We start from the raw sequence: 21,067 nt of genomic DNA on the forward strand, positions 1-21,067 counted from the left end.
CTCCTAATCAGAGACTCTAGAAAACCACTCAACGAGGAGCGAACAGACTAGAGGCTACTCGTCATCGTCCTCATCGTCGTCATCCTCAGTATCCAGAGGAAGCATCATCTCATCGGTCAGGGCGCGACGCAGAGTATCCAGGCCCACCGAACCGAGCAGAAGCGCACGCGTGTGGAACGCACGCATGTCATCGCCGCGGCGCAGAGCCTGATCGCGCAACTCCAGCCAGAGGCGCTCACCAATCTTGTAGCTCGGAGCCTGACCCGGCCAACCCAGGTAACGCAGGAACTCGAAACGCAAGTGGCCCTCGGACTCGTCCAGGTTCAGCTTCAAGAACTCGTAACCCAGCTCAGAAGTCCAGATGGTGCCCGGCTCAACGCCCAACTGCTCAGCCCACTCGGCGGGAATCGGCATCTCGCAGTGAACACCAATATCGAAGACCACGCGGGCGGCGCGCATACGCTGAGCGTTCAGCATACCCATGCGGTCACCCGGATCCTTCAGGTAGCCCAGTTCCTCCATGAGGCGCTCGGCGTACAGCGCCCAGCCCTCACCGTGACCGGAAACCCACAGCATGTTCGTGCGCCAGGAGTTCATGGTGCCCTTCAGAGCCGTGGCGATAGCAATCTGCAGGTGGTGGCCCGGAACACCCTCGTGGTACACGGTGGAGGTTTCACGCCAGGTAGTGAACGTGTCCTCACCCTCGGGAACCGACCACCACATGCGGCCCGGACGCGAGAAATCGGGGGAGGGGCCGGTGTAGTAAATACCGCCCTCGTTCGTGGGTGCAATGCAGCACTCAATGCGGCGCATGGGGCCGCCAATTTCAAAGTGGCTACCCGCCAGGTTCTCCACGGCGGCGTCTGCGAGCTTCTGCATCCACGCCTTCAGCTCATCGGTGCCGTGCAGCTGACGTGCCGGGTCCTCATCGAGCAGCTGCTTAGCGCGTTCAATGCTTGCGCCCGGCTCGATCTCCTCGGCAACCTCACGCTGACGAGCGATAATGCTCTCCAGCTCCTTCACGCCCCAAGCGTAGGTTTCGTCCAGGTCAATGGTGGTACCCAGGAACGAACGGGAGTGCAGGCTGTACGCCTTACGGCCCACAGCGTCGCGGGAGGGAGCGGCCGGTTGCAGCTTCTCCACCAGGTAGCTGTTGAGTCGGCGGTAGCCTTCCTTTGCAGCCTCGGCACCTGCGGCAGCCTCATCCTTCAGCGAGGGGACAGCCTCGGCGACCTCAGCGGCAAGCTCGTCAAAGAAACCACCGGGAGCGTAGTACGCGGCGGTCTGTTCAATGACAATATCCACCTGGCGGCGCGGGGCGACCTTGCCCTCTTCACGAGCCGCCTCAAGGGTCTGGATGTAGCCCTCCAGCGCCTCGGTCACGCGGTGCATACGACCAATGATGTGCTCCCAGTCCTGCTGGGTGTTGCGCTTCATCAGGTCGAAAACCGAGCGCACCTCCTGCGGGACGGACGCAATATTATTCATCTGCCAGCCACCAAAGCCAGCCTTGTGCTGCTTGCGGTACAGGCTCAGGCGCTCCTGCAGAGCATCCAGGGTGACCAGGTCAACGTCATCAATAGGCAGGACATTATCGACCTTCTTCAAAGTCTTCTTCGCAAGGCGCGCAAAAGCCTTCTCGCCGGCGGGCGAGTAATCGGGGTACAGAGTCTCTACGCCCTTACGACCAAGCTCGGTTGCATGGACGGGGTTCAGGTCGAGGACCTTTTCAAAATATTCGTTAGCAATCTGATCGACGTCGGTCAGCGAGCGCTTCAATCGGTAGATGCTGGGAAGTTCCTGGTAAGTGCTCATGTTCATATCCTAACTCAGGGGTGTGCCTTCAACCACGATTTTCGGTGATTTAGCTCGCTTAAACCGGCAATATTACGGGCTGAGCGGCACCGAATGCGAGGAAAACAGCTCACCTGTGGACAACTCACCGGGGAGGATGCGCGAAAACGCCCCGGCTTTCTTCTCCTGAACGTGCAGGAGAGGAAGACCGGGGCGTCACCCAGATGGGTTACAAGCTGCTAGCTGGCGACTTAGCCGGTGAAGTATTCACCGTTGAGCCCGAGCAGACCGTTCGCGCTCTGGACCACGCCGAGGCGGTGCGCAATGAGGCGGTCCTGCAGCTCATCGCCGGATACCAGATCCACCAGAATGTTCGGGTACTTGGTCGAGCAGCGGATGAACTCGTCGTACGCCTCATCGCTGAATGTGGCGTTCGTGATGAAGGTGCCGAGCTGACCGCCGCGGGCGTGAATTGCCAGGAAGAACGCGGTAATGTCCTGAGGCCGAACGCTCGCGGACAGCACGCCGTTAGATGCCGGGCGCAGAGTACGAACGTAGAACGCTCGCTCTTTTTCACCGGTGGCGGGGGTCGCCACGCCGTCCACACCCCGAGCCTCCAGCGCCTCTACCGTGTAGCCGCGCATCAGGAACAAATCGAAACCAATGCTACGGAAACGCTCCTCAGACACCTGCGCCAGCGCCGGAGCCAGAGCCTCACGGCGGAAGACCTGACGGTAACGCTTCAGAGCCTCACGCACCTGCGCGGCAGCCACCTGCAGAGCAGTCGAGGGCTCAACAGTCGAACCAGCGGGAGTGGACACAGCAGTAGCGGAAACAACCGGCTGAACGGGAGCTGCAACGGGTGCAGAAACAGCAGGAGCGGGCACGGCAGGCTGGGCGGTAGTCGCAGCGACCGGTGCCGCCGGAACCTCAGCGGGTGCCTGGGCAGTAGTCGCCTGGGTAGGAGCCGCTACCGGCGAACCAGCCGGACGCGCCAACAGCGCCGGAGAAGCACCCGGCACCGGAGCCAACGGCTCACGCGAAGCACCCTCACGAGCCGCCAGGCGAGCCTGACGCTCCGCCGCGCGCGCCTCCTTAGCAGCCTGAAGAGCCTCCTCACGAGCCTGCAGCTCAGCCGCAATATCCTGAGGCAGCTTGTGCTTGAGCGACTGCGGCGGCAGCGGCGCCATGCGGGCGGTCACCGCCTCCGGAGCACCCTCCGGGAAACGCTTGAGCAGCTCCTTACCCGCCTCGCTCAGCTCGTAACGCTCCGGGTTCTTGCGGGAGGTACGGCCCGTACCCTCACGCAGAGCGTTCAGGTAGCGTTCGCCCTTGAGCACGTGCATCGCCACCGAATAGCGGTTACGCAGACGCGGGGTCAGCTTATAACGGTGCGGAGCAATCTCACCCTGCAGGTACGGGATATCCAGGGCGAGCTTCAACTCATCGTAGATGTCGTAGTAGGAGATACGCGGGTTCTCCTCCACGAGCTTCAGAATCGGGTACAGCAACTGATGCGGGTACGGCAGAGCATCCACCGCCGCGGGATCCAGCAGAGCCGAAGCCACCAGCTTCTGAACGCTCGGCTCAACCATCTGCGCCAAAGCCGGTGCAAACGCAGGACCCAGCGAGTAGACGGTCTCACGCTCGGAGAGATAGTGGTGGGCAATCAGCACATCGTAGAGGTAATCCTGCGCGTCAATCTGCACAAAATAGGGGTTCGAGGACGCCTGCTGAATGCGCTCGTCGCGGTCAAAGACCTGCTCCAGGCTCGGAAGGCTCAGCTCCACATCGGCGCCGTGGTCGTTGAGGGTGTCGAGCAGAAGAACGCCCATATGAGTCAGCAGAGCGTCAGTTGCGGCAATATCCTCAGCCGTAATGGAGGCGCCCTCATCCTTCACCAGCGCCAGCACGGAGCTCAGCTCGCTCGCCGGCACGCCGGTCTCCTCGTGGCGGGTTACCAGTTCCTTCGCCGAAGGCGACAGCGAGTACAGAGTCAGCGGAGAATCCGTGTGCTCGTGGATCGTCTTGGTGCGCAGGTAGCCCTCACGGGTCAGCAGGCTCAGCGCCTGAGCAATCACCGGCTCAACAATGCGCTGCTCCAGGTACGACAGGCCGTACCAGCCCTGCACAAAACCGCACTCGCGCAGCACCAGCTCACGAATCTTCACGGGAGCCGCCGCGGGATAGGCCGGGGTAACACTCAGGACGATGGGCAGAAGCTCACGCACCGTAATATGCGAGAGCAGAACCGGGTAGAACTGCTTCAGGTAGTAGAGGTACACGCCGCTGAGGAGGGGCAGAACCGGCAGAAGAGCCTGCGCCTGCTGTTCCTTCGGGGTGCCCAAAAGTTCACGGCCAGCCTCGCTGAGGGCGTAGTGCAGGTTGCCCGGATGCAGCTGGCTGAGGGACACCTCAAGATAGTCAGCGTTGACCAGCGCCGCAATCAGCTTATTGAGTGCCTCACGGAAGAGAACATTGTCACCGACCGCAATGAAACGCTGAGTCATGTTGAAACCCAGGTCCACACCTACGGGGGTGTACATATCGGGGAAGAAAACCTTCTCGCCACGGTCCTGAGCGCGCTCAAAGTGGCGGAGCAGGGAGAAAGCCGCCGCAACGCTGAGAGCGCGTGCTTCCTCGGGTAGGGCCTCCCACGAAATTTCCTGCTGCAGAGAGTGCAATTCGGAATGATCGATATGGAGCATTGTTTTATTCACAAAAGCCACGCCGGGCTCCTTATCTGGTGTTATTTATCGTGCGGTCGTTCTTCATAAAGTGCAGTCATTCGAGAGGGAAAATATTCACACAATACTGGGCGACACCATCTTTATTTTTGGGTCGACACTTTGGTAATCCCTCGTGAAGAGAAGCGGGAAAGGCAGATTACTCAGACCCTCCCGCTCACGTACCGTCTTCTATGACGAACACTTCAGAAAGAACGCTATAAATTATGGTGAAGCGCTGATACCGTCACGGGTATATACACTTCGTGAAATAATGCGAGTATATATAACGCATTACCCTCCCATTGTATCGGCTGGTTCAAGAAATAACCTAGATTTCTAAAACCAGCCGATATATGAAAAATATCCTCAAGGAAAAGTGAAAATACATTAAGTGAAATAACGCAGGAAATGCGCGAAGACCAGAGACGTTCAGTGAGAAATACTCACCGCAAAATACCCCCGGCTACTCCATGCCGCGAGCAAAATACTCCTCATCAATGCGATAACCGCACTCGCCCTCACCATCAAGCACACCCACACGATGGCGAATCATCAGCTCCACCAAGTGGTGCTGATCAACCAGAGCAATATTGCGTGCGCCCGGCAAGCCCTGCAAATACTCAGGCACCGGATGCGCATAAGCACCGCAGGTCACCAAAACACCCTGCAAACCGCCGTGTAAAAGTACCGCACCGGCAAGCTTCTGAATCTCATTGGGGGTGACCTTCATGGTCCCGCAATAGTGCTTCACTTGAATATAGATCGGTGCGAAATCCAGGCCATCAGAATAGCGGGCAATAACGTCAACACCCTTATCGTCAGCACCGCCGGTTACCTCGGTATTAAAACCGAGAGCCGTAAAAATATCGGCAACAATCTGCTCAAAATATTCTGGCGTCACCGCGTGAACGTGCTGAATCAAATCCTGCGTAAAATGCTCCGCAAACTCGGCCTGAGCGTGAATCACCGGCGAATCGCTGGCACGCAAAATAATATCCAGCGGAGACTGACCGGCAGGCCAGGAATTCGCAGGCCCAGCGGAATTCAGGGCGGGTATAGGGCAGTCAGCATCGGTTGCATCATAAGCAGCGGGGTTCAACTGAGCATGATCAGCGCCTGAGAAAGGCGGCAGAGCGTTAAGGGCACCAGTGTCAGGAGCGCCAAAAATGAGGCGATGCTCCGCCTCCGCAGTCGCCAGGAGTGCATTCGCCTGCTTCTTGAGCTTCTTCACGCTCTTCGCCGTCAAACTCTGCGCACACAGCGCCTGCACCTGCTTCACCACACGCGGCGGTACCGAACCGTGCAGATGCGGGGTGCAGGTCAGCTCGGCACCCAGAGGAGTGAGCAGGTACTTCCTCTTCTCCCACGGGGTTATACGAGGCATCAGCTGGGCATAACGAAGTGCCACCAAGATTTTCAAGGTGGTGCGCACAGCCACCGCAAAATCGGTGGATTCAAGAGCCGGTAGGTTCTTCTTTGACCCCAACGCCTTAGTCTGCTGCCGCAACTGCTCACTAACATAGGCGGCGGTGCGAGGCACAGTCTTCGACAAGCGCCGTAGCGTCGGCAACAGAAGCGCGATATAGACATCCGGTGGGGGCCTATGGTTTTTATTCAGCATCTTTGCCATGGTCCCTGCCAATTTATTAACACTAATGTGATGGTATATACATCGTAGCATCAGTACGTATCATCATGACTTTATCGTTTCTAATATGACAAAACCACAAGAATCGGCGCATTAGATGTTCAATAGCGCAATATCAATCTTGAATTTGAGGCAAAACAATATATTCCCGCCACACCAACCGGCGTGACGGGAATATAAGAAGCAGAGTTATCAGCTCGCGTTACCTGGGGCGAGCGCGCCTCCACGAACCGGGACCGGGACGCAACGAAACACCCAGGCGCTGGCCGCGGTTCAGGATGCGCGAAGCAGCACCCACCAGCGAGTTCTGCTCCTTCTGTGCGGCATTCGCCTGCATCATCGCAACCACAGCTGTGAGGGCGGCAATCTCCTCCGGGGTGGGGGAGCCCTTAACCACCTTCAGCAGAGGCTCCTGCTCAGCGTCAGTATCTACCGAAGACTGAGCGGAGTCCTTCGCGGCACTGGATGCGCTATCCGCGTGTGCAGAAGAACGTGCGGAGCTACGCTCAAGCTGCTCGGGGCTCTCAGCAGCCTCCGAACTATCCTTCTTTTTACCGAATGAGAAATAACTCAGCGGGTTGTAGCCTGCCAAAGGCACGCCTCCTTAGAAAACCTAAAATCCTGGGAATGCCCGCGCCACAAGCGGCGCGGGCACAGCGGAAGCCTACAGCGGGATGTTGCCGTGCTTCTTTGCCGGGGTTGCCGCACGCTTATCGTGCAGGGCACGCAGCGAAGAAATGATGCGCACGCGAGTCTCACTCGGGGCAATAACCTCGTCAATGTACCCCAGCTCAGCAGCCTGGTACGGGTTCAGCAGCTCTTCCTCATACTTGGCGATCAGCTCAGCGCGGCGAGCCTCAACATCGCCACCCTCAGCCGCCAGAGCAGCCAACTCACGACGGTACAGAATATTCACCGCACCCTGAGCGCCCATCACACCAATCTGTGCGGTGGGCCACGCCAGGTTAATATCGGCACCCAGCTTCTTCGAACCCATCACAATGTACGCACCGCCGTACGCCTTACGGGTAATGACGGTAACCAGCGGAACGGTAGCCTCCGCGTAAGCGTAGAGCAGCTTAGCGCCGCGGCGAATAATGCCGTTGAACTCCTGATCGGTACCGGGCAGGAAGCCGGGAACATCCACAAAAGTCAGAATCGGAATGTTGAACGCATCGCAATGACGCACAAAACGGGCAGCCTTCTCAGACGCAGAAATGTCCAGGCAGCCGGCGAACTGCATCGGCTGGTTCGCCACAATACCGACCGTGCGGCCCTCAACGCGGGCGTAACCAATCATCACGTTCGGGGCGTACAGCGCCTGCATCTCCAGGAAGTGGCCGTCATCGACCACGGACTCAATGACCGCACGCATATCGTAAGGCTGGTTCGCCGAATCCGGGATCAGGGTGTCCAGGTCCAGATCGTCTACCGTCACCACGGGCTCCTGGTCGTGCTCCAGGGGCAGGGACTCTGCAAGGTTATTCGAGGGCAGGAACTCGAGGAGCTCACGCACAAAATCGAACGCGTCTTCTTCATCCTCAGCCAGGTAGGTGCTGGTACCGGTCACGGAGTTGTGCTGACGCGCACCGCCGAGGGTTTCCATGTCCACATCCTCGCCGGTCACGGTCTTAATGACGTCCGGGCCGGTAATGAACATGTGCGAAGTCTTATCCACCATGATGATGTAGTCAGTCAGCGCTGGGGAGTACGCGGCACCGCCAGCGCAGGGGCCCATAATGACAGAAATCTGCGGAACCACGCCGGACGCACGCACGTTCATACGGAAAATGTCGGCAAACATCGCCAGGGAAGCCACGCCCTCCTGAATGCGGGCGCCACCACCATCGTTAATGCCGATGACCGGGCAACCGTTCTTCAGAGCGAACTTCTGCACCTTCACAATCTTCTCGCCGTTCACCTGCGAGAGAGAACCACCGTAGACGGTGAAATCCTGCGAATACACGGCAACCAGGCGACCATCCACGGTGCCGTAACCGGAGACCAGGCCGTCACCCAGAGGCTTCTTCGCCTCCATGCCGAATGCGGTGGTGCGGTGGCGGGCGAGGGCATCAAACTCTACGAAAGAACCCTCGTCCAGAAGCATATCGATGCGCTCGCGGGCGGTGTGCTTGCCGCGTGCGTGCTGCTTCTCGATAGCTGCCTCACCGCTGGGCGCGAAGCTGCGCTCTCGACGTGCATAAAAATCAGCGAGCTTACCGGCGGTGGTGCTCAAATCAAATTCCTGCTGGAGGTTCTCGGACATTATTCCTCGTTCCTGCTCCACCCGATCGTCGGGAGCCAGTGGTTGCGGTGATAAGGTGCTCAGGTGCCCCGAAGAGCACTCTTGAACAATGTGCATATCTTTCAACTATAGTGCGAACTAGGGCACATATGCCAGGTGAGAAGCCAGAATATCAACACTAGATACACTTTTATGCACTCAGTACCCAAGAAGGTGCATATAGTAAACGAAAAGTGCGAAAGCGCGGCTCAAAAGAGCGCAGAAAACCCCCTTTTCGCTTCGGCAATCCTTGTCGACGGAAAGGGGGTTTGCGTTCAAACTTTCAGCGTGAAATGACGCTTAGATGGTGCCCAGGACCGGGTTCCACTCGGTGATGGTGTGAGACAGAACCGCGCCACCAATGTTCATGGGGTCGCCAGCAACCAGCTTCTCAGCTGCCTCAACGGAGTCAACCTTTGCAATCAGCAGAGCGCCAGCGGGGGTCTCGCCGTCCAGCAGAGGACCCGAAACGATCAGGTTGCCCGCCTCAATCTGCGAACCAAGGTACTCGCGGTGAGCCGGACGGTACTTCGCCTGCTCCTCGGGAGCTGCGTAAACGTAAGTAATTGCGTAATAAGCCATAGCGGTCTTCTTTCGAGCAGGGCGGAGGAACCTCCGCAGCCGGTCGGTGCTTGATGCACCCTCACTGTCTAATGTACCGTCTCGGGCGCCGGGTGGGCATCACCGGCGGCAAGAAATTGGTATGGTGAGAAACCAGTGCGACTCGGTAGAAGCTGGCAGGTTTCGACGGTGAGCTGAAAGAGGGTCGGCATACTGCAGAGTAGTTTCGGACAGAGTGGAAAGGCGCAAGCTATGGAGAAGAACATGCACATCGAGAGCGATTATTCGGTTTTGGATGTGCCACGCATCCGCACCATTGCAATGGAAACCGGGTACTCCAGCGTAAACCTCTACGATGAGGTCGACTCCACCACCACCCGCGCCCGCGAACTACTCATGGACGGCACCGACCCCGAACGCGAACAGCTCGGCGAGCTCTCCGTCTACGCCAGCCTCTACCAAAGCGCCGGACGCGGTCGCCTCGCCCGAGCCTGGACCGCACCTCCCGGAGCCTGCCTCGCCGCAAGCATTGTGGTGCGCCCGCACGCCTCCACCGACCCGCTCGCCCGAGAACTCCCCGAAGACAGCTACCACTGGATGACCCTCATCGCCGGGCTCAGCGTGGTCGATATTTGGCGCGGCTACGGTGTGGATGCCGCCCTCAAATGGCCCAACGACGTCATCGCGCAGGGAGCCAAAGGCTGCGGAATCCTTGCCCAGCTCGTCCCTGAAAGCGGCGCTACCGAGGGGCAGCGCAGCATCATTGTGGGCATCGGTCAGAATACGAATATGTCCGCCGAGCAGCTGCCCGTACCCACCGCCACGAGCCTGAGCCTGTGCACCGGGCAGGTCATCGACTCATCCGAGGTCCTCACCCGACTGCTGAGCATCTTCGCCCGACGCTACCGCGCCTTCGTGCGCGCCGGCGGCGACCCCGAACGCCCCGACCCGCTCACCCCTGATAGCCTCAGCCTGCTTGACCAGGCGCGCGCCGCCACCGCCACTCTCGGCGCCAGCGTGCGCATGAGCTTGCCCGACGGAAGCGCCGTAGAAGGCATCGCCGAAGACCTCGACGCTCAGGGGCGCATCCTTATTCGCCGCGAGGACGGGCCCCTAGAGCCCTACGCGGTGGGCGATATTGAGCACCTTCGCCCCGCCAACGGTAGCTACGGAGATTTTCAGCAGGCACACTAGAACCAACCCCTAAAATTTCAGCCCACAAAATTTCTGCCCGGCACGGCTACACTCAACGAACCCGCACCACCTCAACCGGCGCCTCTAGCCGGAATATAACAACCAGCACAGCTAAGGACCACCATGCGTTTGCGCGGAAAACTCAACCCCGGTGAGCATGTCATCATTGCGACCCGACAGCACTACGGTGCCCTGCTGCCCACGCTTGCCTACCTGCTGGTTGCAATCGCCGCGTCAACCTTCGCCTCCACGGCACGGTCCTCACCGATTCTGTGGACTCTCGGCACGATCTGTGCGGTAGGTACCCTGCTCGGTGCCGTGCGCACCGCCTGGCGTTGGGCAACCACCTACTACCTGCTGACCACCCACCGGCTCGTGGTGCGCCGCGGCATCATGACCCGCAGCGGAGATGAGTCGCTCTACCTGGACTCCATGGGGGAGCGCTGGGCAAAACAACCCGGTCCGGGAGCCTGGCTGGGGTACGGGTCGGTGTACGTGGTGTGCCGCGGGGTGCACCACCGTCTGACCTACGTGCCCGATCCCAAGCGCTTTGAAAAAGAAATTAAAGCCGCCCGACGCGACTACTACGCCCTGCGCGCTCGCTATATTTAGGGCTTCATCGCCTCTGTGACCGAGTTGGGAGGGAACCATCGGGGTGGCTCAGAGCCTAAACTCGCCGCTAAATCTGCCGAAAAAATGCGGACTAGAGTATTCTTAAATGTGAATTACTCCACTAAACTATCCGGGGGTGCGGGCGCTTTTGTGACCCAAACACCACAGCGGAGGGGTATATTAACAAGGCGCTACACGGTGAGCATCATCGCAGTGACGCAATGCGAAACCCGCAGAGCACAACGGTGTACCACGTAACCTAGCGCCACCACGGTATAAACCAGACAGTATTTTCCGGCAGGGATGAAAGGAGCGGCAGCGGCAATGAGCACGGCAGACCGCCATGAACCTGCGCACTCTCCGCAGGACACCGGCGCCACCATGGGCCCCGAAACCCAAATGCTCAACCTCAAAATCCTGCAGAATCTCGCGCAGAATAATATCTACCGCGACGAGGAATCCAAAGCAGGAATCCGAGCCCTCGAAAAGTCGCTCCTGGGACAGGGGCGCCGCTACACCCCCGTAGAAGCCGCAGAATCCGCCGGACTTCCCCTCGAAACCGCCCAGCGCATCTGGCACAACATGGGGTTCCCGACGATTCCCAACCACTCGCCCTACTTCACTGAAACAGACGTGCAGATGCTCGCCGACCTGCAGAAGTTGGACGCAGAAGGCGACATCCGCATGGAATATGTGGCATCCCTCGTGCGCGCCGAAGGTCAACTGACCGACCGCACCGTCGCCTGGCAGATCGAGGCGCTCGTGCACAACATCATGGTCACCGAAAACCTCAGCGATAATGATGCCCGCCGCAAGCTCCTCAAAGACTTCCCGCGTTACCTCGAGGTTCTCGAGCGCCTGGCGCTATACGCATACCGTCGCCAGATGTACGCCGGAATCCTGCGCCTGGGATTGCGCGAAAACAACGTGACCACCTCCGGTCTCTCCCGCCTGCCCCTGGTACGCGGTGTAGGATTTGTGGATCTGGTCTCGTACACCTCTCTGGTCCGTAACCTAGACGCGGCGGCTCTTTCTCAGCTCATCAACCACTTTGAGCAGAGTTGCCTGGACGTTATTGCACCCCTGGGCGGTCGCATTATTAAGACTCTCGGTGACGAAGTTTTCTTCCTCACCGAAACCCCGGACGCCATCGCAGAAATCAGCCTGCAGCTCTCCGAAAAGATTGGTGCCGACCCGCAACTGCCGGATGCACGTGTCGCCTTCATCTGGGGTGAAGTTCTGGCTAACCGCGGTGACGTGTACGGCTCCAGTGTGAACCTGGCTGCGCGCCTGGTCTCCCTGGCTGAACCGGGTACCGTACTGACCGATAATGAGACAGCAAACACGCTCCGACAGGTGGGAAATCGCTATATTCTCACCTCTCAAGGGACGCGAAACGTTAGAAGCTTTGGTAACGTAGACCCCGTGGCGGTGACTCGTCGCGCGAACTACACAATGGAGATAGACCTCTCATGACTGAACTGAAACTACGTACCGGTGGTGCAACGCACCGCGGCGCACATCGAGAAAATAATGAAGATTCGATGGTCGTCGCCGGTTCCCTTTGCGTGGTCGCGGACGGCATGGGAGGCCACGAGGCGGGCGAGGTTGCTTCGCGCCTGTGCGTGCGTCAGCTCGCTTACTCGCCCTTCTTCACCATGCCCGGCGGACGCAGCGAAGGGGAACAGCAGGCCTACGCTGAACGCCTCGCCGCCATTGACGACTCCGACCCCGCCAAGCGTCGTCGCCGCGCCAACACCGTCCTCAACAACGAAATCGTGGGCACCCTGAACCGCCTGCACGATATTCTCGGCGAAACCAACGAAGAAATTAAGCAGGCACTCTCCCGCGCTGGCGGCACGACCGTCACTGGCGCCTGGCTGACCAGCATCGGTGACCGTAACCTGTGGGTTATTTTCAACGTGGGTGACTCCCGAACCTACCGTCTGCTGCGTGAAGACGACGGTATTCACCACTCCGCCATGGAGAAGCTGCCCGGCTCTGAGGGTTCCGCCTCGCTGGAGCAGGTCACGAGCGACCACTCCGAGGTGCAGTACCTGGTTGACGAGGGTCAGATTACCGCCCTGGAGGCGCTGACCCACCCGCGCCGCAACGTGATTACCCGTGCGCTGGGTACCGGCAACTACTGGGAACCGGACTTCTGGGTTCTGCCCGCCCGCGCCGGTGACCGCCTGATGCTCTGCTCCGATGGCCTTTCCGGTGAGCTTTCGCACGAATACATGGCGCGCGTACTCACCTCGATTCGCCACCCGCAGGACGCCGCTGACGTGCTCCAGCACGAGGCGCTGCGCTCCGGCGGCCGCGACAACATTACGGTGATTGTTGCTGACGCTGTCGAGGCCTAAACTTCATACCTTATGATTCACCCCCGCTCTCTTCGGGTACTCGTGCGAGTGCCTTCAGGAGGTGGGGGTGAACTGTATCTGCACACAGAAACTAAGGAAGCGCGATTCGGGAAGTGGCTACGGTGTTTTTGCGCCAGTGTTCGCGCGCGAGGAACCTGCCAATATGACGAGCGATAGGGGAGAGGCGGAGCAAAAACGCTAGACTGGACGGGTGACTGAGAACAACACCACCCAGCAGACTGCCACCGCCGAGACTCGAGCAGAGAGCCCCGCAGAAAACTCCGTGGAAAACACCGCAGAAAACACCGTGGAGATTACCGAGGCCCTGCGTGCTGAGTACGCGGAACTGACCGATAAGATTCGTGCCGCCCGCCGCGCCTACTACAACGAGGACGCGCCCTTCCTCTCTGACGCCGAGTACGATAAGCTCTACCGCCGCCTCGAAATCATTGAGGCGGAGCACCCGCACCTGATCGCCAACGACTCGCCCACCCAGGAAGTCGGCGGCGAAGCCATCGAGGCCTTCGCACCCGTCACCCACCTGCAGCGCATGTACTCCCTCGAGGACGTCTTCTCCTTCGAAGAGCTGCGCGCCTGGCTGACCAAGACCGAGGAGAGCGCCCGGAACCTCACCGGTAGCGCACCGCAGTGGCTGACCGAGCTGAAGATCGACGGCCTGGCGGTGAACCTGCTCTACCGCAACGGCACCCTCGTGCGTGCGGCAACCCGCGGCGACGGCACCACCGGCGAAGACGTCACCCACAACGTGCGCACCATCGCGAGCATCCCGCAGCAGTTGAGCGGCAAGAACCACCCCGAAGAGATTGAAATCCGCGGCGAAGTGTTCATCTCCTCCGCCGATTTTGAGAAGCTCAACGAGTCCATGATTGCCGCCGGCAAGAACCCCTTCGCTAACCCGCGTAACGCCGCGGCAGGCTCGCTACGCCAGAAGGATGCGGCGATTACCGCTTCGCGCCCGCTGAGCATGTACGTGCACGGCATCGGTTCGCGCACCGGCCTGGATATTGCCACCCAGTACGAGACCTACGATCTGCTCGCCTCCTGGGGCCTGCCCGTGAGCCCCTACAGTGAAATCGCCGCTAACACCGAGGCGGTGTTCGACTTCATTAATAAGTACGGCGAGCAGCGCCACTCCCTGGTGCACGAAATCGACGGCATCGTCATTAAGGTCAACGACTTCGCGACCCAGGCTCAGCTGGGCTACACCTCCCGTGTGCCGCGCTGGGCGGTGGCGTACAAGTACCCGCCCGAAGAGGTGCACACCAAGCTGCTGGACATCCGCGTGGACGTGGGACGCACCGGCCGCGTGACCCCCTACGGCGTCATGGAGCCCGTGTTCGTCTCCGGCTCGACCGTCGAACGCGCCACCCTGCACAACCAGGACGTGGTCAAAGCTAAGGGCGTGCTCATCGGTGACACCGTGGTGCTGCGCAAGGCAGGCGACGTGATCCCCGAGATTGTTGCCCCCGTGGTTGCCCTCCGTGACGGCACCGAACGAGAGTTCGTCATGCCTAGCGAATGCCCCTCCTGCGGCTCGCCCCTTGCCCCCGGCAAGGAAGGTGACGTGGACCTGCGCTGCACGAACCCGCGCTCCTGCCCGGCACAGCTGACCGAGCGCGTGTACTATGCGGCAAGCCGCGGCGCCTTCGACATTGAGGCGCTCGGCTTCGAAGCAGCAAAGGCACTCACCAGCCCCGCAACCCCAGATACTCCTCCGCTAACGAGCGAGGCGCACCTGTTCAGCCTCAACATTGAGGACCTGCGCGAGGTCACCATCGAGCGTGAGAAGAAGGTCAAGGGCGTGGGCACCGGAAAGATGGAGCGCGTGCCCTACTTCTACACCAAGCCGACCAAGGCACGTCCCGAGCCGAAGCCCACGAAGAATACGCTGAACCTCTTCGCCGAGCTGGAGAAGGCAAAGCAGCAGCCGCTGTGGCGTGTGCTGGTTGCCCTCTCGATTCGCCACGTGGGCCCGACCGCTGCCCGCGCGCTCGCCGCGGAGTTCGGTTCGATGCAGGCGATCCGCGAGGCTGACCGTGAACGCCTTGCCGCGGTGGACGGTGTGGGCACCACGATTGCCGACTCGATTATTGAGTGGTTCGCTGAGGACTGGCACGCCGAGGTGGTGGATTCCTGGGCTGCCGCCGGTGTGCGCATGGAAGATACTCGTGACGAGTCCGTGGAACGCACCCTGGAGGGCTTGACCGTGGTTGTGACCGGTACGCTGAACGGTTACACCCGTGACGGTGCGAAGGAAGCCATTATTTCTCGCGGCGGTAAGGCATCCGGTTCGGTGTCTAAGAGGACCCACTTTGTGGTTGCTGGCGCGAACGCCGGCTCGAAGCTGGATAAGGCTCAGCAACTGGGTCTGAAGGTTCTGGATGAAGAGGGCTTCACCGCCCTGCTCGAGGGTGGTCCGGAGGCTGTTGAGGCTACCGCCGAGTAGACCCGATAGCGGGGTCACCTGAATCTGATCCCTGCAATATATAGGGCATTCAGGCTCTGGAGTGCGTGCTTCAGGGCCTGAATGCCAATTTCTGGCATTTATAATTACCACAGCTTTTAAGGCGGAAGCGCCTTAAAACACTCCCAAAGCGAAGAAATATTTAAAAAATATTTACACGCTGTTCAAAACCCTTAAAGGTGGTGCCCATCAACCCCGAATCGGAAAACTCGGCGGGGGAGTGCATCTGAGTTAAATCCCTAGAAAACCCCGAAATTCCGGGGTGAAACCCCTAAGGTACGCGGGGTTCTAGGTCTTGATTAATGTTTCCTGCACTTTTAACCTGAAAGAACCCTGGGAGAACCCGGGACGTTCACTGTGAACTTGAAATCAGGTTGGAATCATAAAAAACCTCGGCTATCTTTGAGACCAGACAGATTCTCGCAAGGGAATCGCCTGTGTGGTTTCAAGCTTGGAATGCTTGAAACGATGCCCGGTTCTACCGCACGTCCCCACCGAGGAAGTGCCACCCGGATTCCGCACATAAGTGCAGAATCGCTCACGGTGACATGAAATCGGTGGAGAGCCGCTCACATGGTAGAGCCAGAATATGAGTAACCTACTTCGTTATCAAAGGGTGAGCGGCGGCGCGCTAGAGTTCCGGGGACGGAACGAGCGGGGACGGCCCCAAGGAGCATTATGAAGAACACTTCCATTCGTCGTACCGCAGCAGCTCTCGCCATCGGTGGCGCTGTAGCAGCTACCATGTCGATGCCCGCTGCAAACGCAGTAGACGGTGCTACCTGGGACGCACTGGCACAGTGCGAGTCCGGTGGCAACTGGTCCATCAACACCGGTAACGGCTTCTACGGCGGTCTGCAGTTCACCCAGCAGTCCTGGAACGGCGTCGGCATGTCCGGCTCCCCCGCGACCGCTACCCGTGCACAGCAGATCGAGGCTGGCGAGCGTCTGCTCGCTATCCAGGGCTGGGGCGCATGGCCCGCATGCTCCGCTAAGCTTGGCCTCTACGGCAAGACCGGCGCAGCTCCCACCTACACTGAGCCCACCACCACCGTGGCTGCACAGTCGCAGACCCAGCAGACCTACACCGCTCCCGCGGCACAGGCTGCACCCGCAGCAGCACCGGCAGCTCCCGCAGCAGCACCCGCTGCACCGGCAGCTCAGGCTGCACCCGCAGCAGTTGAGGCTCCCGCAGCTCCCGCCGCAGCACCGGCAGTTGAGGCTCCCGCAGCTCCCGCTGCAGCTCCCAAGGCTGCAGCAGGCACCTACACCGTGGTTCCCGGTGACTCCCTCTCGCTGATCGCTGCAAAGCTCGGCGTTGCAGGCGGCTACCAGGCAATCGCAGCTGCGAACACCGACATCATCTACAACGTTGACCTGATCTTCCCCGGCCAGGTTCTGACCATCCCCGCCTAAGGATTAACCCCCAAGCGTAACGTGGACACGTTGTAGCCCAACGCCCCGCACCTCATACGAGGAGCGGGGCGTTGAGTATTTAACCCGAAAACAGGGGAGAAGAACACCGCCTGAACACACAAACCAGCAGGTAAACCCTCCAACCCCCAATGAGACGGAAAACGCAACCTCCACTACACTAGAGAAGAGACAAGAAAACAAACTACGGGAGAACCATGTCTGCCATCACCTTTGAACAGGTAAAGCACCTGGCATCGCTGGCACTCATTGAGATGACCGATGAAGAACTCACCGCGATGGCGTCTGAGCTGGACGTCATCGTCGCATCCGTTGAGACCATGTCGCAGAAAGCAACTGCCGACATCCCCGCGACCAGCCACCCCATCCCCCTCGAGAACGTCTTCCGTGAAGACGTACCCGTCACCACCCTCACCCAGGAAGAGGCGCTCTCCGGCGCCCCCGACGCACAGGACGGCAAGTTCCGCGTGCCGGCAATCCTCGACGAAGACTAAGAGGAGAACAACCAAGTGAACGAACTGATCCAGCTCACCGCTGCAGAAGCAGCAGAAAAGCTCGCATCCGGCGAAATCACCTCCGTCGAGCTCACCCAGGCACACCTGGACCGCATCGCAGCCACCGACGGCGCACCCCTGAGCGACAACCGAGCAGACGGCAAGAATGGCCTCAACGCCTTCCTGCACATCAACGCCGAAGAAGCACTCGCCACCGCAGCAGCAGTGGATGCAGACCGCGCAGCAGGCAAGGAACTGCCCCCGCTCGCAGGCGTACCCATCGCCGTCAAGGACCTCATCGTCACCAAGGGCCAGCCCACCACCGCAGCATCGCGCATGCTCGAAGGCTGGATGAGCCCCTACGACGGTACCGTCACCCGCAAGGTCCGCGAAGCACGCATGCCCATCCTCGGCAAGACCAACCTCGACGAATTCGCAATGGGCTCCTCCAACGAGCACTCCGCATTCGGTGTAGTCCGCAACCCCTGGGCACTTGACCGCGCACCCGGCGGCTCCGGCGGCGGCTCCGCAGCAGCCGTCACCGCCTTCCAGGCACCCCTGGCGCTCGGCACCGACACCGGCGGCTCCATCCGCCAGCCCGCAGCGCTGACCGGTAGCGTCGGCGTCAAGCCCACCTACGGCTCCGTCTCCCGCTACGGCGTCATCGCCATGGCATCCTCCCTCGACCAGGTAGGCCCCGTCGCACGCACCGTCCTGGACACCGCGCTGCTCCACGAAGCAATCGCAGGCCACGACCCGCTCGACGCAACCTCCCTGCCCGATGAGCCCGGCAACTTCGTTGAAGAAGCCAAGGCAGGCGCAGAAGCCGCACGCAAGGGCGACCTGTCCGGCCTGCGCATCGGCGTCATCAAGGAACTCGGCGGCGGCGACGGCGAAGGCTTCGAAGCAGGCGTCCTCGCACGCTTCCGCGAATCCGTCGAAGAGCTGCGTGCCGCAGGCGCAGAGATCATCGAGGTCTCCCTGCCCTCCGTCACCGAAGCCATCAGCGCCTACTACATGATCATGTCCTCCGAGGTGTCCTCCAACCTGGCACGCTACGACGGCGTCCGCTACGGCCTGCGCGTCGTACCCGAAGACGGCCCCGTCACCATCGAACGCGTCATGTCCGCAACCCGCTCCGCAGGTTTCGGCCACGAGGTCAAGCGCCGCATCATCCTCGGCACCTACGCACTGTCCGCAGGTAACTTCGACGCCTACTACGGCGCCGCACTGCGCGTACGCACCCTCATCCAGCGCGACTACGCGGCAGCATTCGAAAAGTGCGACGTGCTCATCTCCCCGACCGCGCCCTCCACCGCGTTCAAGCTCGGCGAGAAAACCGAAGGCGACCCCATGGCAATGTACCTGGGCGACGTCGCAACCGTGCCCGTCAACCTGGCAGGCGTCCCGGCGCTCTCCCTGCCCGGCGGCCTCTCCGAAGAGAACAACCTGCCCGTCGGCATCCAGTTCACCGCACCCGCACGCGAAGACGCACGCCTCTACCGCGTCGGCGCAGCGCTGGAAGAACTGCTCACCGCAAAATGGGGCGCACCGCTCTACAAGAGCCTGCCCGACACCGAAACTCTGATCCGCGACTTTGACTTTGGGGGAACCAAGTAATGAGTGAAGAAGTCCTCAGCTTCGAAGAAGCCATCGAAAAGTACGACCCGGTCCTCGGCTTCGAGGTGCACGTCGAACTCAACACCAAGACCAAGATGTTCGACTCCGCACCCAACGAGTTCGGCGATACTCCGAACACCAACATCACCCCCGTATCGCTCGGCCTGCCCGGCGCGCTGCCCATGGTGAACAAGACCGCCGTTGAGTCCGCCATCAAGCTCGGCCTGGCACTGGGCTGCGACATTGCAGACAAGTCCTACTTCGCCCGCAAGAACTACTTCTACCCGGACTCCCCGAAGAACTTCCAGACCTCCCAGGCTGGCGGCCCCATCGCGGAAAACGGCTCCCTGGACGTCGAGCTCGAAGACGGCACCATCTTCACCGTCGAAATTGAGCGCGCCCACATGGAAGAAGACGCCGGCAAGCTCACCCACGTCGGCGGCGCAGACGGCCGAATCCAGGGCGCAACCTCCTCCCTGGTCGACTACAACCGCGCAGGCGTGCCCCTGATCGAGATCGTCACCCGACCCATCGTCGGCGCCGGCGAGCGCGCACCCGAACTGGCACGCGCCTACGTTGCCGCAATCCGCGACATCGTACGCTCCCTCGGCATCTCCGACGCCCGTATGGAACGCGGTAACGTCCGCTGCGACGCCAACGTCTCCCTCATGCCCAAGGGCGCAGAGAAGTTCGGCACCCGCTCCGAAACCAAGAACGTGAACTCCCTCCGTTCCGTCGAGCGCGCCGTCCGCTACGAGATTCGCCGCCACGCAGCGATCCTCGAACGCGGCGAAAAGGTCACCCAGGAGACCCGCCACTGGCACGAAGACACCCGCGAAACCTCCTCGGGCCGCCCCAAGTCCGACGCTGACGACTACCGTTACTTCCCCGAACCGGACCTCGTACCGGTCGTCACCAACAGCGAATGGATTGAGCGTCTGCGCGCCGAACTGCCCGAACCCCCGGCAGAGCGCCGCCGCCGCCTCAAGGGTGAGTGGGGCTACTCCGACGAAGAGTTCCGCGACGTCGTCAACGCCGGCGCACTCGACGTCATCGAAGAGACCGTCGCCGCAGGCGCAACCGCAGCAGCAGCCCGCAAGTGGTGGATGGGCGAGATTGCCCGCCGCGCAAAGCAGGCTGAAGTTGAGCTCACCGCCCTCGGCGTGGAGCCCGCAACCGTGGTCGCCCTCGAAGCGCTCATCTCCGAAGGCAAGATCAACGACAAGATCGCCCGTCAGGTGCTCGAGTTCGTCCTCGCCGGTGAAGGCACTCCCGCCGAAATCGTTGAGGCACGCGGCCTCGCCGTGGTCTCCGACGACGGTGCGCTCACCGCAGCTGTTCAGGAAGCACTGGCAGCAATGCCCGATGTTGCCGACAAGATCCGTGCCGGTAAGGTTCAGGCTGCTGGCGCTATCGTTGGTCAGGTCATGAAGGCTACCCGCGGTCAGGCTGATGCCGCTCGCGTGCGTGAGCTGATTCTGGCTGAGTGCGGCGTGGAAGGCTAAGCTTTTCCGCTGACCCGGCTCTAACGTAAAAGAGGCGCTGTCTCCCCTATGGAGGTGGCGCCTCTTTCGTGCTTTACCCCATTCCAGGTTCTGCGCGGGATGCACGGTTCCGCTTAGATTCCGCACGGAAAGGCGGTATCGTCCTCGTTCCTACAGGGAACCCGCCCTCGCTTCGCTTCGGGCACCCTGATGTCACTTTCGGACGATACCGCCTTTCCGCGCTGGGGTACTGTACGGGCGCGGCCGCGTTTTCCGGATGCGCCCTCAGGGTGTCATCCCGGACGCTCTCCGCAGCGAAACAAGGAGGAAGCGGAGCGTCCGGGTGACGGGTGCCCCTGCGT

15 protein-coding genes are annotated in these 21,067 nt (G+C 60.6%); 9 read left to right on the forward strand and 6 right to left on the reverse strand.

Annotation, left to right across the window (positions count from 1 at the left end; all coding sequences use genetic code 11):
* Positions 1-54: 54 nt before the first annotated feature.
* The 6 genes from HMPREF2919_RS08200 to HMPREF2919_RS08225 form a co-directional block, all read right to left on the reverse strand.
* Positions 55-1,815: a DUF885 domain-containing protein gene (locus HMPREF2919_RS08200; protein ID WP_070667158.1), complete on the reverse strand. Its 1,761-nt coding sequence runs from the start codon at positions 1,813-1,815 to the stop codon at positions 55-57.
* A 230-nt stretch (positions 1,816-2,045) separates the two neighbouring features.
* Positions 2,046-4,523, reverse strand: a complete 2,478-nt coding sequence (locus HMPREF2919_RS08205; RefSeq protein WP_070667160.1) for a restriction endonuclease — start codon at positions 4,521-4,523, stop codon at positions 2,046-2,048.
* Positions 4,524-4,986: 463 nt separating this feature from the next.
* The gene (locus HMPREF2919_RS08210) at positions 4,987-6,075 is read right to left on the reverse strand and encodes a restriction endonuclease (protein ID WP_246824073.1); all 1,089 of its coding nucleotides are present in this window, start codon (positions 6,073-6,075) and stop codon (positions 4,987-4,989) included.
* A gap of 298 nt (positions 6,076-6,373) precedes the next feature.
* Positions 6,374-6,769 (reverse strand): acyl-CoA carboxylase subunit epsilon, encoded by a 396-nt coding sequence (locus HMPREF2919_RS08215; RefSeq protein ID WP_246824074.1) that lies wholly within the window; start codon positions 6,767-6,769, stop codon positions 6,374-6,376.
* A 66-nt stretch (positions 6,770-6,835) separates the two neighbouring features.
* A complete protein-coding gene (locus HMPREF2919_RS08220) occupies positions 6,836-8,437 on the reverse strand; it encodes an acyl-CoA carboxylase subunit beta (RefSeq protein WP_070667165.1) in 1,602 nt (533 codons plus the stop codon).
* Between the two features lie 318 nt (positions 8,438-8,755).
* Positions 8,756-9,037: a YciI family protein gene (locus HMPREF2919_RS08225; RefSeq protein WP_049341641.1), complete on the reverse strand. Its 282-nt coding sequence runs from the start codon at positions 9,035-9,037 to the stop codon at positions 8,756-8,758.
* A gap of 231 nt (positions 9,038-9,268) precedes the next feature.
* Between HMPREF2919_RS08225 and HMPREF2919_RS08230 the strand changes: the two genes are divergently transcribed.
* The 9 genes from HMPREF2919_RS08230 (at position 9,269) to gatB (ending at position 20,726) form a co-directional block, all read left to right on the forward strand.
* Positions 9,269-10,210, forward strand: a complete 942-nt coding sequence (locus HMPREF2919_RS08230; RefSeq protein WP_070667167.1) for a biotin--[acetyl-CoA-carboxylase] ligase — start codon at positions 9,269-9,271, stop codon at positions 10,208-10,210.
* 123 nt (positions 10,211-10,333) lie between these two features.
* Complete coding sequence (locus HMPREF2919_RS08235; protein ID WP_005508853.1) at positions 10,334-10,822, forward strand: hypothetical protein; 489 nt, start codon at positions 10,334-10,336, stop codon at positions 10,820-10,822.
* A gap of 324 nt (positions 10,823-11,146) precedes the next feature.
* Positions 11,147-12,298 carry an adenylate/guanylate cyclase domain-containing protein gene (locus HMPREF2919_RS08240; protein WP_070667168.1) on the forward strand — a complete coding sequence of 384 codons (1,152 nt, stop codon included), beginning with the start codon at positions 11,147-11,149 and terminating at the stop codon, positions 12,296-12,298.
* Positions 12,295-13,188 carry a PP2C family protein-serine/threonine phosphatase gene (locus HMPREF2919_RS08245; RefSeq protein WP_070667170.1) on the forward strand — a complete coding sequence of 298 codons (894 nt, stop codon included), beginning with the start codon at positions 12,295-12,297 and terminating at the stop codon, positions 13,186-13,188. Before HMPREF2919_RS08240 ends, HMPREF2919_RS08245 begins: the two co-directional genes overlap by 4 nt.
* Positions 13,189-13,471: 283 nt before the next feature.
* A complete protein-coding gene (ligA, locus tag HMPREF2919_RS08250) occupies positions 13,472-15,655 on the forward strand; it encodes an NAD-dependent DNA ligase LigA (protein WP_070667197.1) in 2,184 nt (727 codons plus the stop codon).
* A gap of 696 nt (positions 15,656-16,351) precedes the next feature.
* On the forward strand, positions 16,352-17,089 hold the full coding sequence (locus HMPREF2919_RS08255) for a transglycosylase family protein (RefSeq protein ID WP_049358758.1): 738 nt from the start codon (positions 16,352-16,354) through the stop codon (positions 17,087-17,089).
* Between the two features lie 215 nt (positions 17,090-17,304).
* Positions 17,305-17,601 carry an Asp-tRNA(Asn)/Glu-tRNA(Gln) amidotransferase subunit GatC gene (gatC, locus tag HMPREF2919_RS08260; RefSeq protein ID WP_005507016.1) on the forward strand — a complete coding sequence of 99 codons (297 nt, stop codon included), beginning with the start codon at positions 17,305-17,307 and terminating at the stop codon, positions 17,599-17,601.
* Between the two features lie 15 nt (positions 17,602-17,616).
* A complete protein-coding gene (gatA, locus tag HMPREF2919_RS08265) occupies positions 17,617-19,221 on the forward strand; it encodes an Asp-tRNA(Asn)/Glu-tRNA(Gln) amidotransferase subunit GatA (protein ID WP_049338850.1) in 1,605 nt (534 codons plus the stop codon).
* Positions 19,221-20,726, forward strand: coding sequence for an Asp-tRNA(Asn)/Glu-tRNA(Gln) amidotransferase subunit GatB (gene gatB, locus HMPREF2919_RS08270; RefSeq protein WP_070667176.1), 1,506 nt, complete (start codon positions 19,221-19,223; stop codon positions 20,724-20,726). The genes gatA and gatB overlap by 1 nt, the downstream gene beginning before the upstream one ends.
* Positions 20,727-21,067: the final 341 nt, after the last annotated feature.

This window comes from Rothia sp. HMSC068E02 (assembly GCF_001813565.1).
Taxonomy (GTDB): Bacteria; Actinomycetota; Actinomycetes; order Actinomycetales; family Micrococcaceae; genus Rothia.

Excerpts from the sequence above, each read along its gene's own strand:
- HMPREF2919_RS08200 (WP_070667158.1), bottom strand. The coding sequence starts at position 1,815 with ATGAGCACTTACCAGGAACTTCCCAGCATCTACCGATTGAAGCGCTCG.
- HMPREF2919_RS08220 (WP_070667165.1), bottom strand. The coding sequence starts at position 8,437 with ATGTCCGAGAACCTCCAGCAGGAATTTGATTTGAGCACCACCGCCGGT.
- HMPREF2919_RS08225 (WP_049341641.1), bottom strand. The coding sequence starts at position 9,037 with ATGGCTTATTACGCAATTACTTACGTTTACGCAGCTCCCGAGGAGCAG.
- HMPREF2919_RS08230 (WP_070667167.1), top strand. The coding sequence starts at position 9,269 with ATGGAGAAGAACATGCACATCGAGAGCGATTATTCGGTTTTGGATGTG.
- HMPREF2919_RS08235 (WP_005508853.1), top strand. The coding sequence starts at position 10,334 with ATGCGTTTGCGCGGAAAACTCAACCCCGGTGAGCATGTCATCATTGCG.
- HMPREF2919_RS08240 (WP_070667168.1), top strand. The coding sequence starts at position 11,147 with ATGAGCACGGCAGACCGCCATGAACCTGCGCACTCTCCGCAGGACACC.
- HMPREF2919_RS08245 (WP_070667170.1), top strand. The coding sequence starts at position 12,295 with ATGACTGAACTGAAACTACGTACCGGTGGTGCAACGCACCGCGGCGCA.
- HMPREF2919_RS08255 (WP_049358758.1), top strand. The coding sequence starts at position 16,352 with ATGAAGAACACTTCCATTCGTCGTACCGCAGCAGCTCTCGCCATCGGT.
- gatC (WP_005507016.1), top strand. The coding sequence starts at position 17,305 with ATGTCTGCCATCACCTTTGAACAGGTAAAGCACCTGGCATCGCTGGCA.
- gatB (WP_070667176.1), top strand. The coding sequence starts at position 19,221 with ATGAGTGAAGAAGTCCTCAGCTTCGAAGAAGCCATCGAAAAGTACGAC.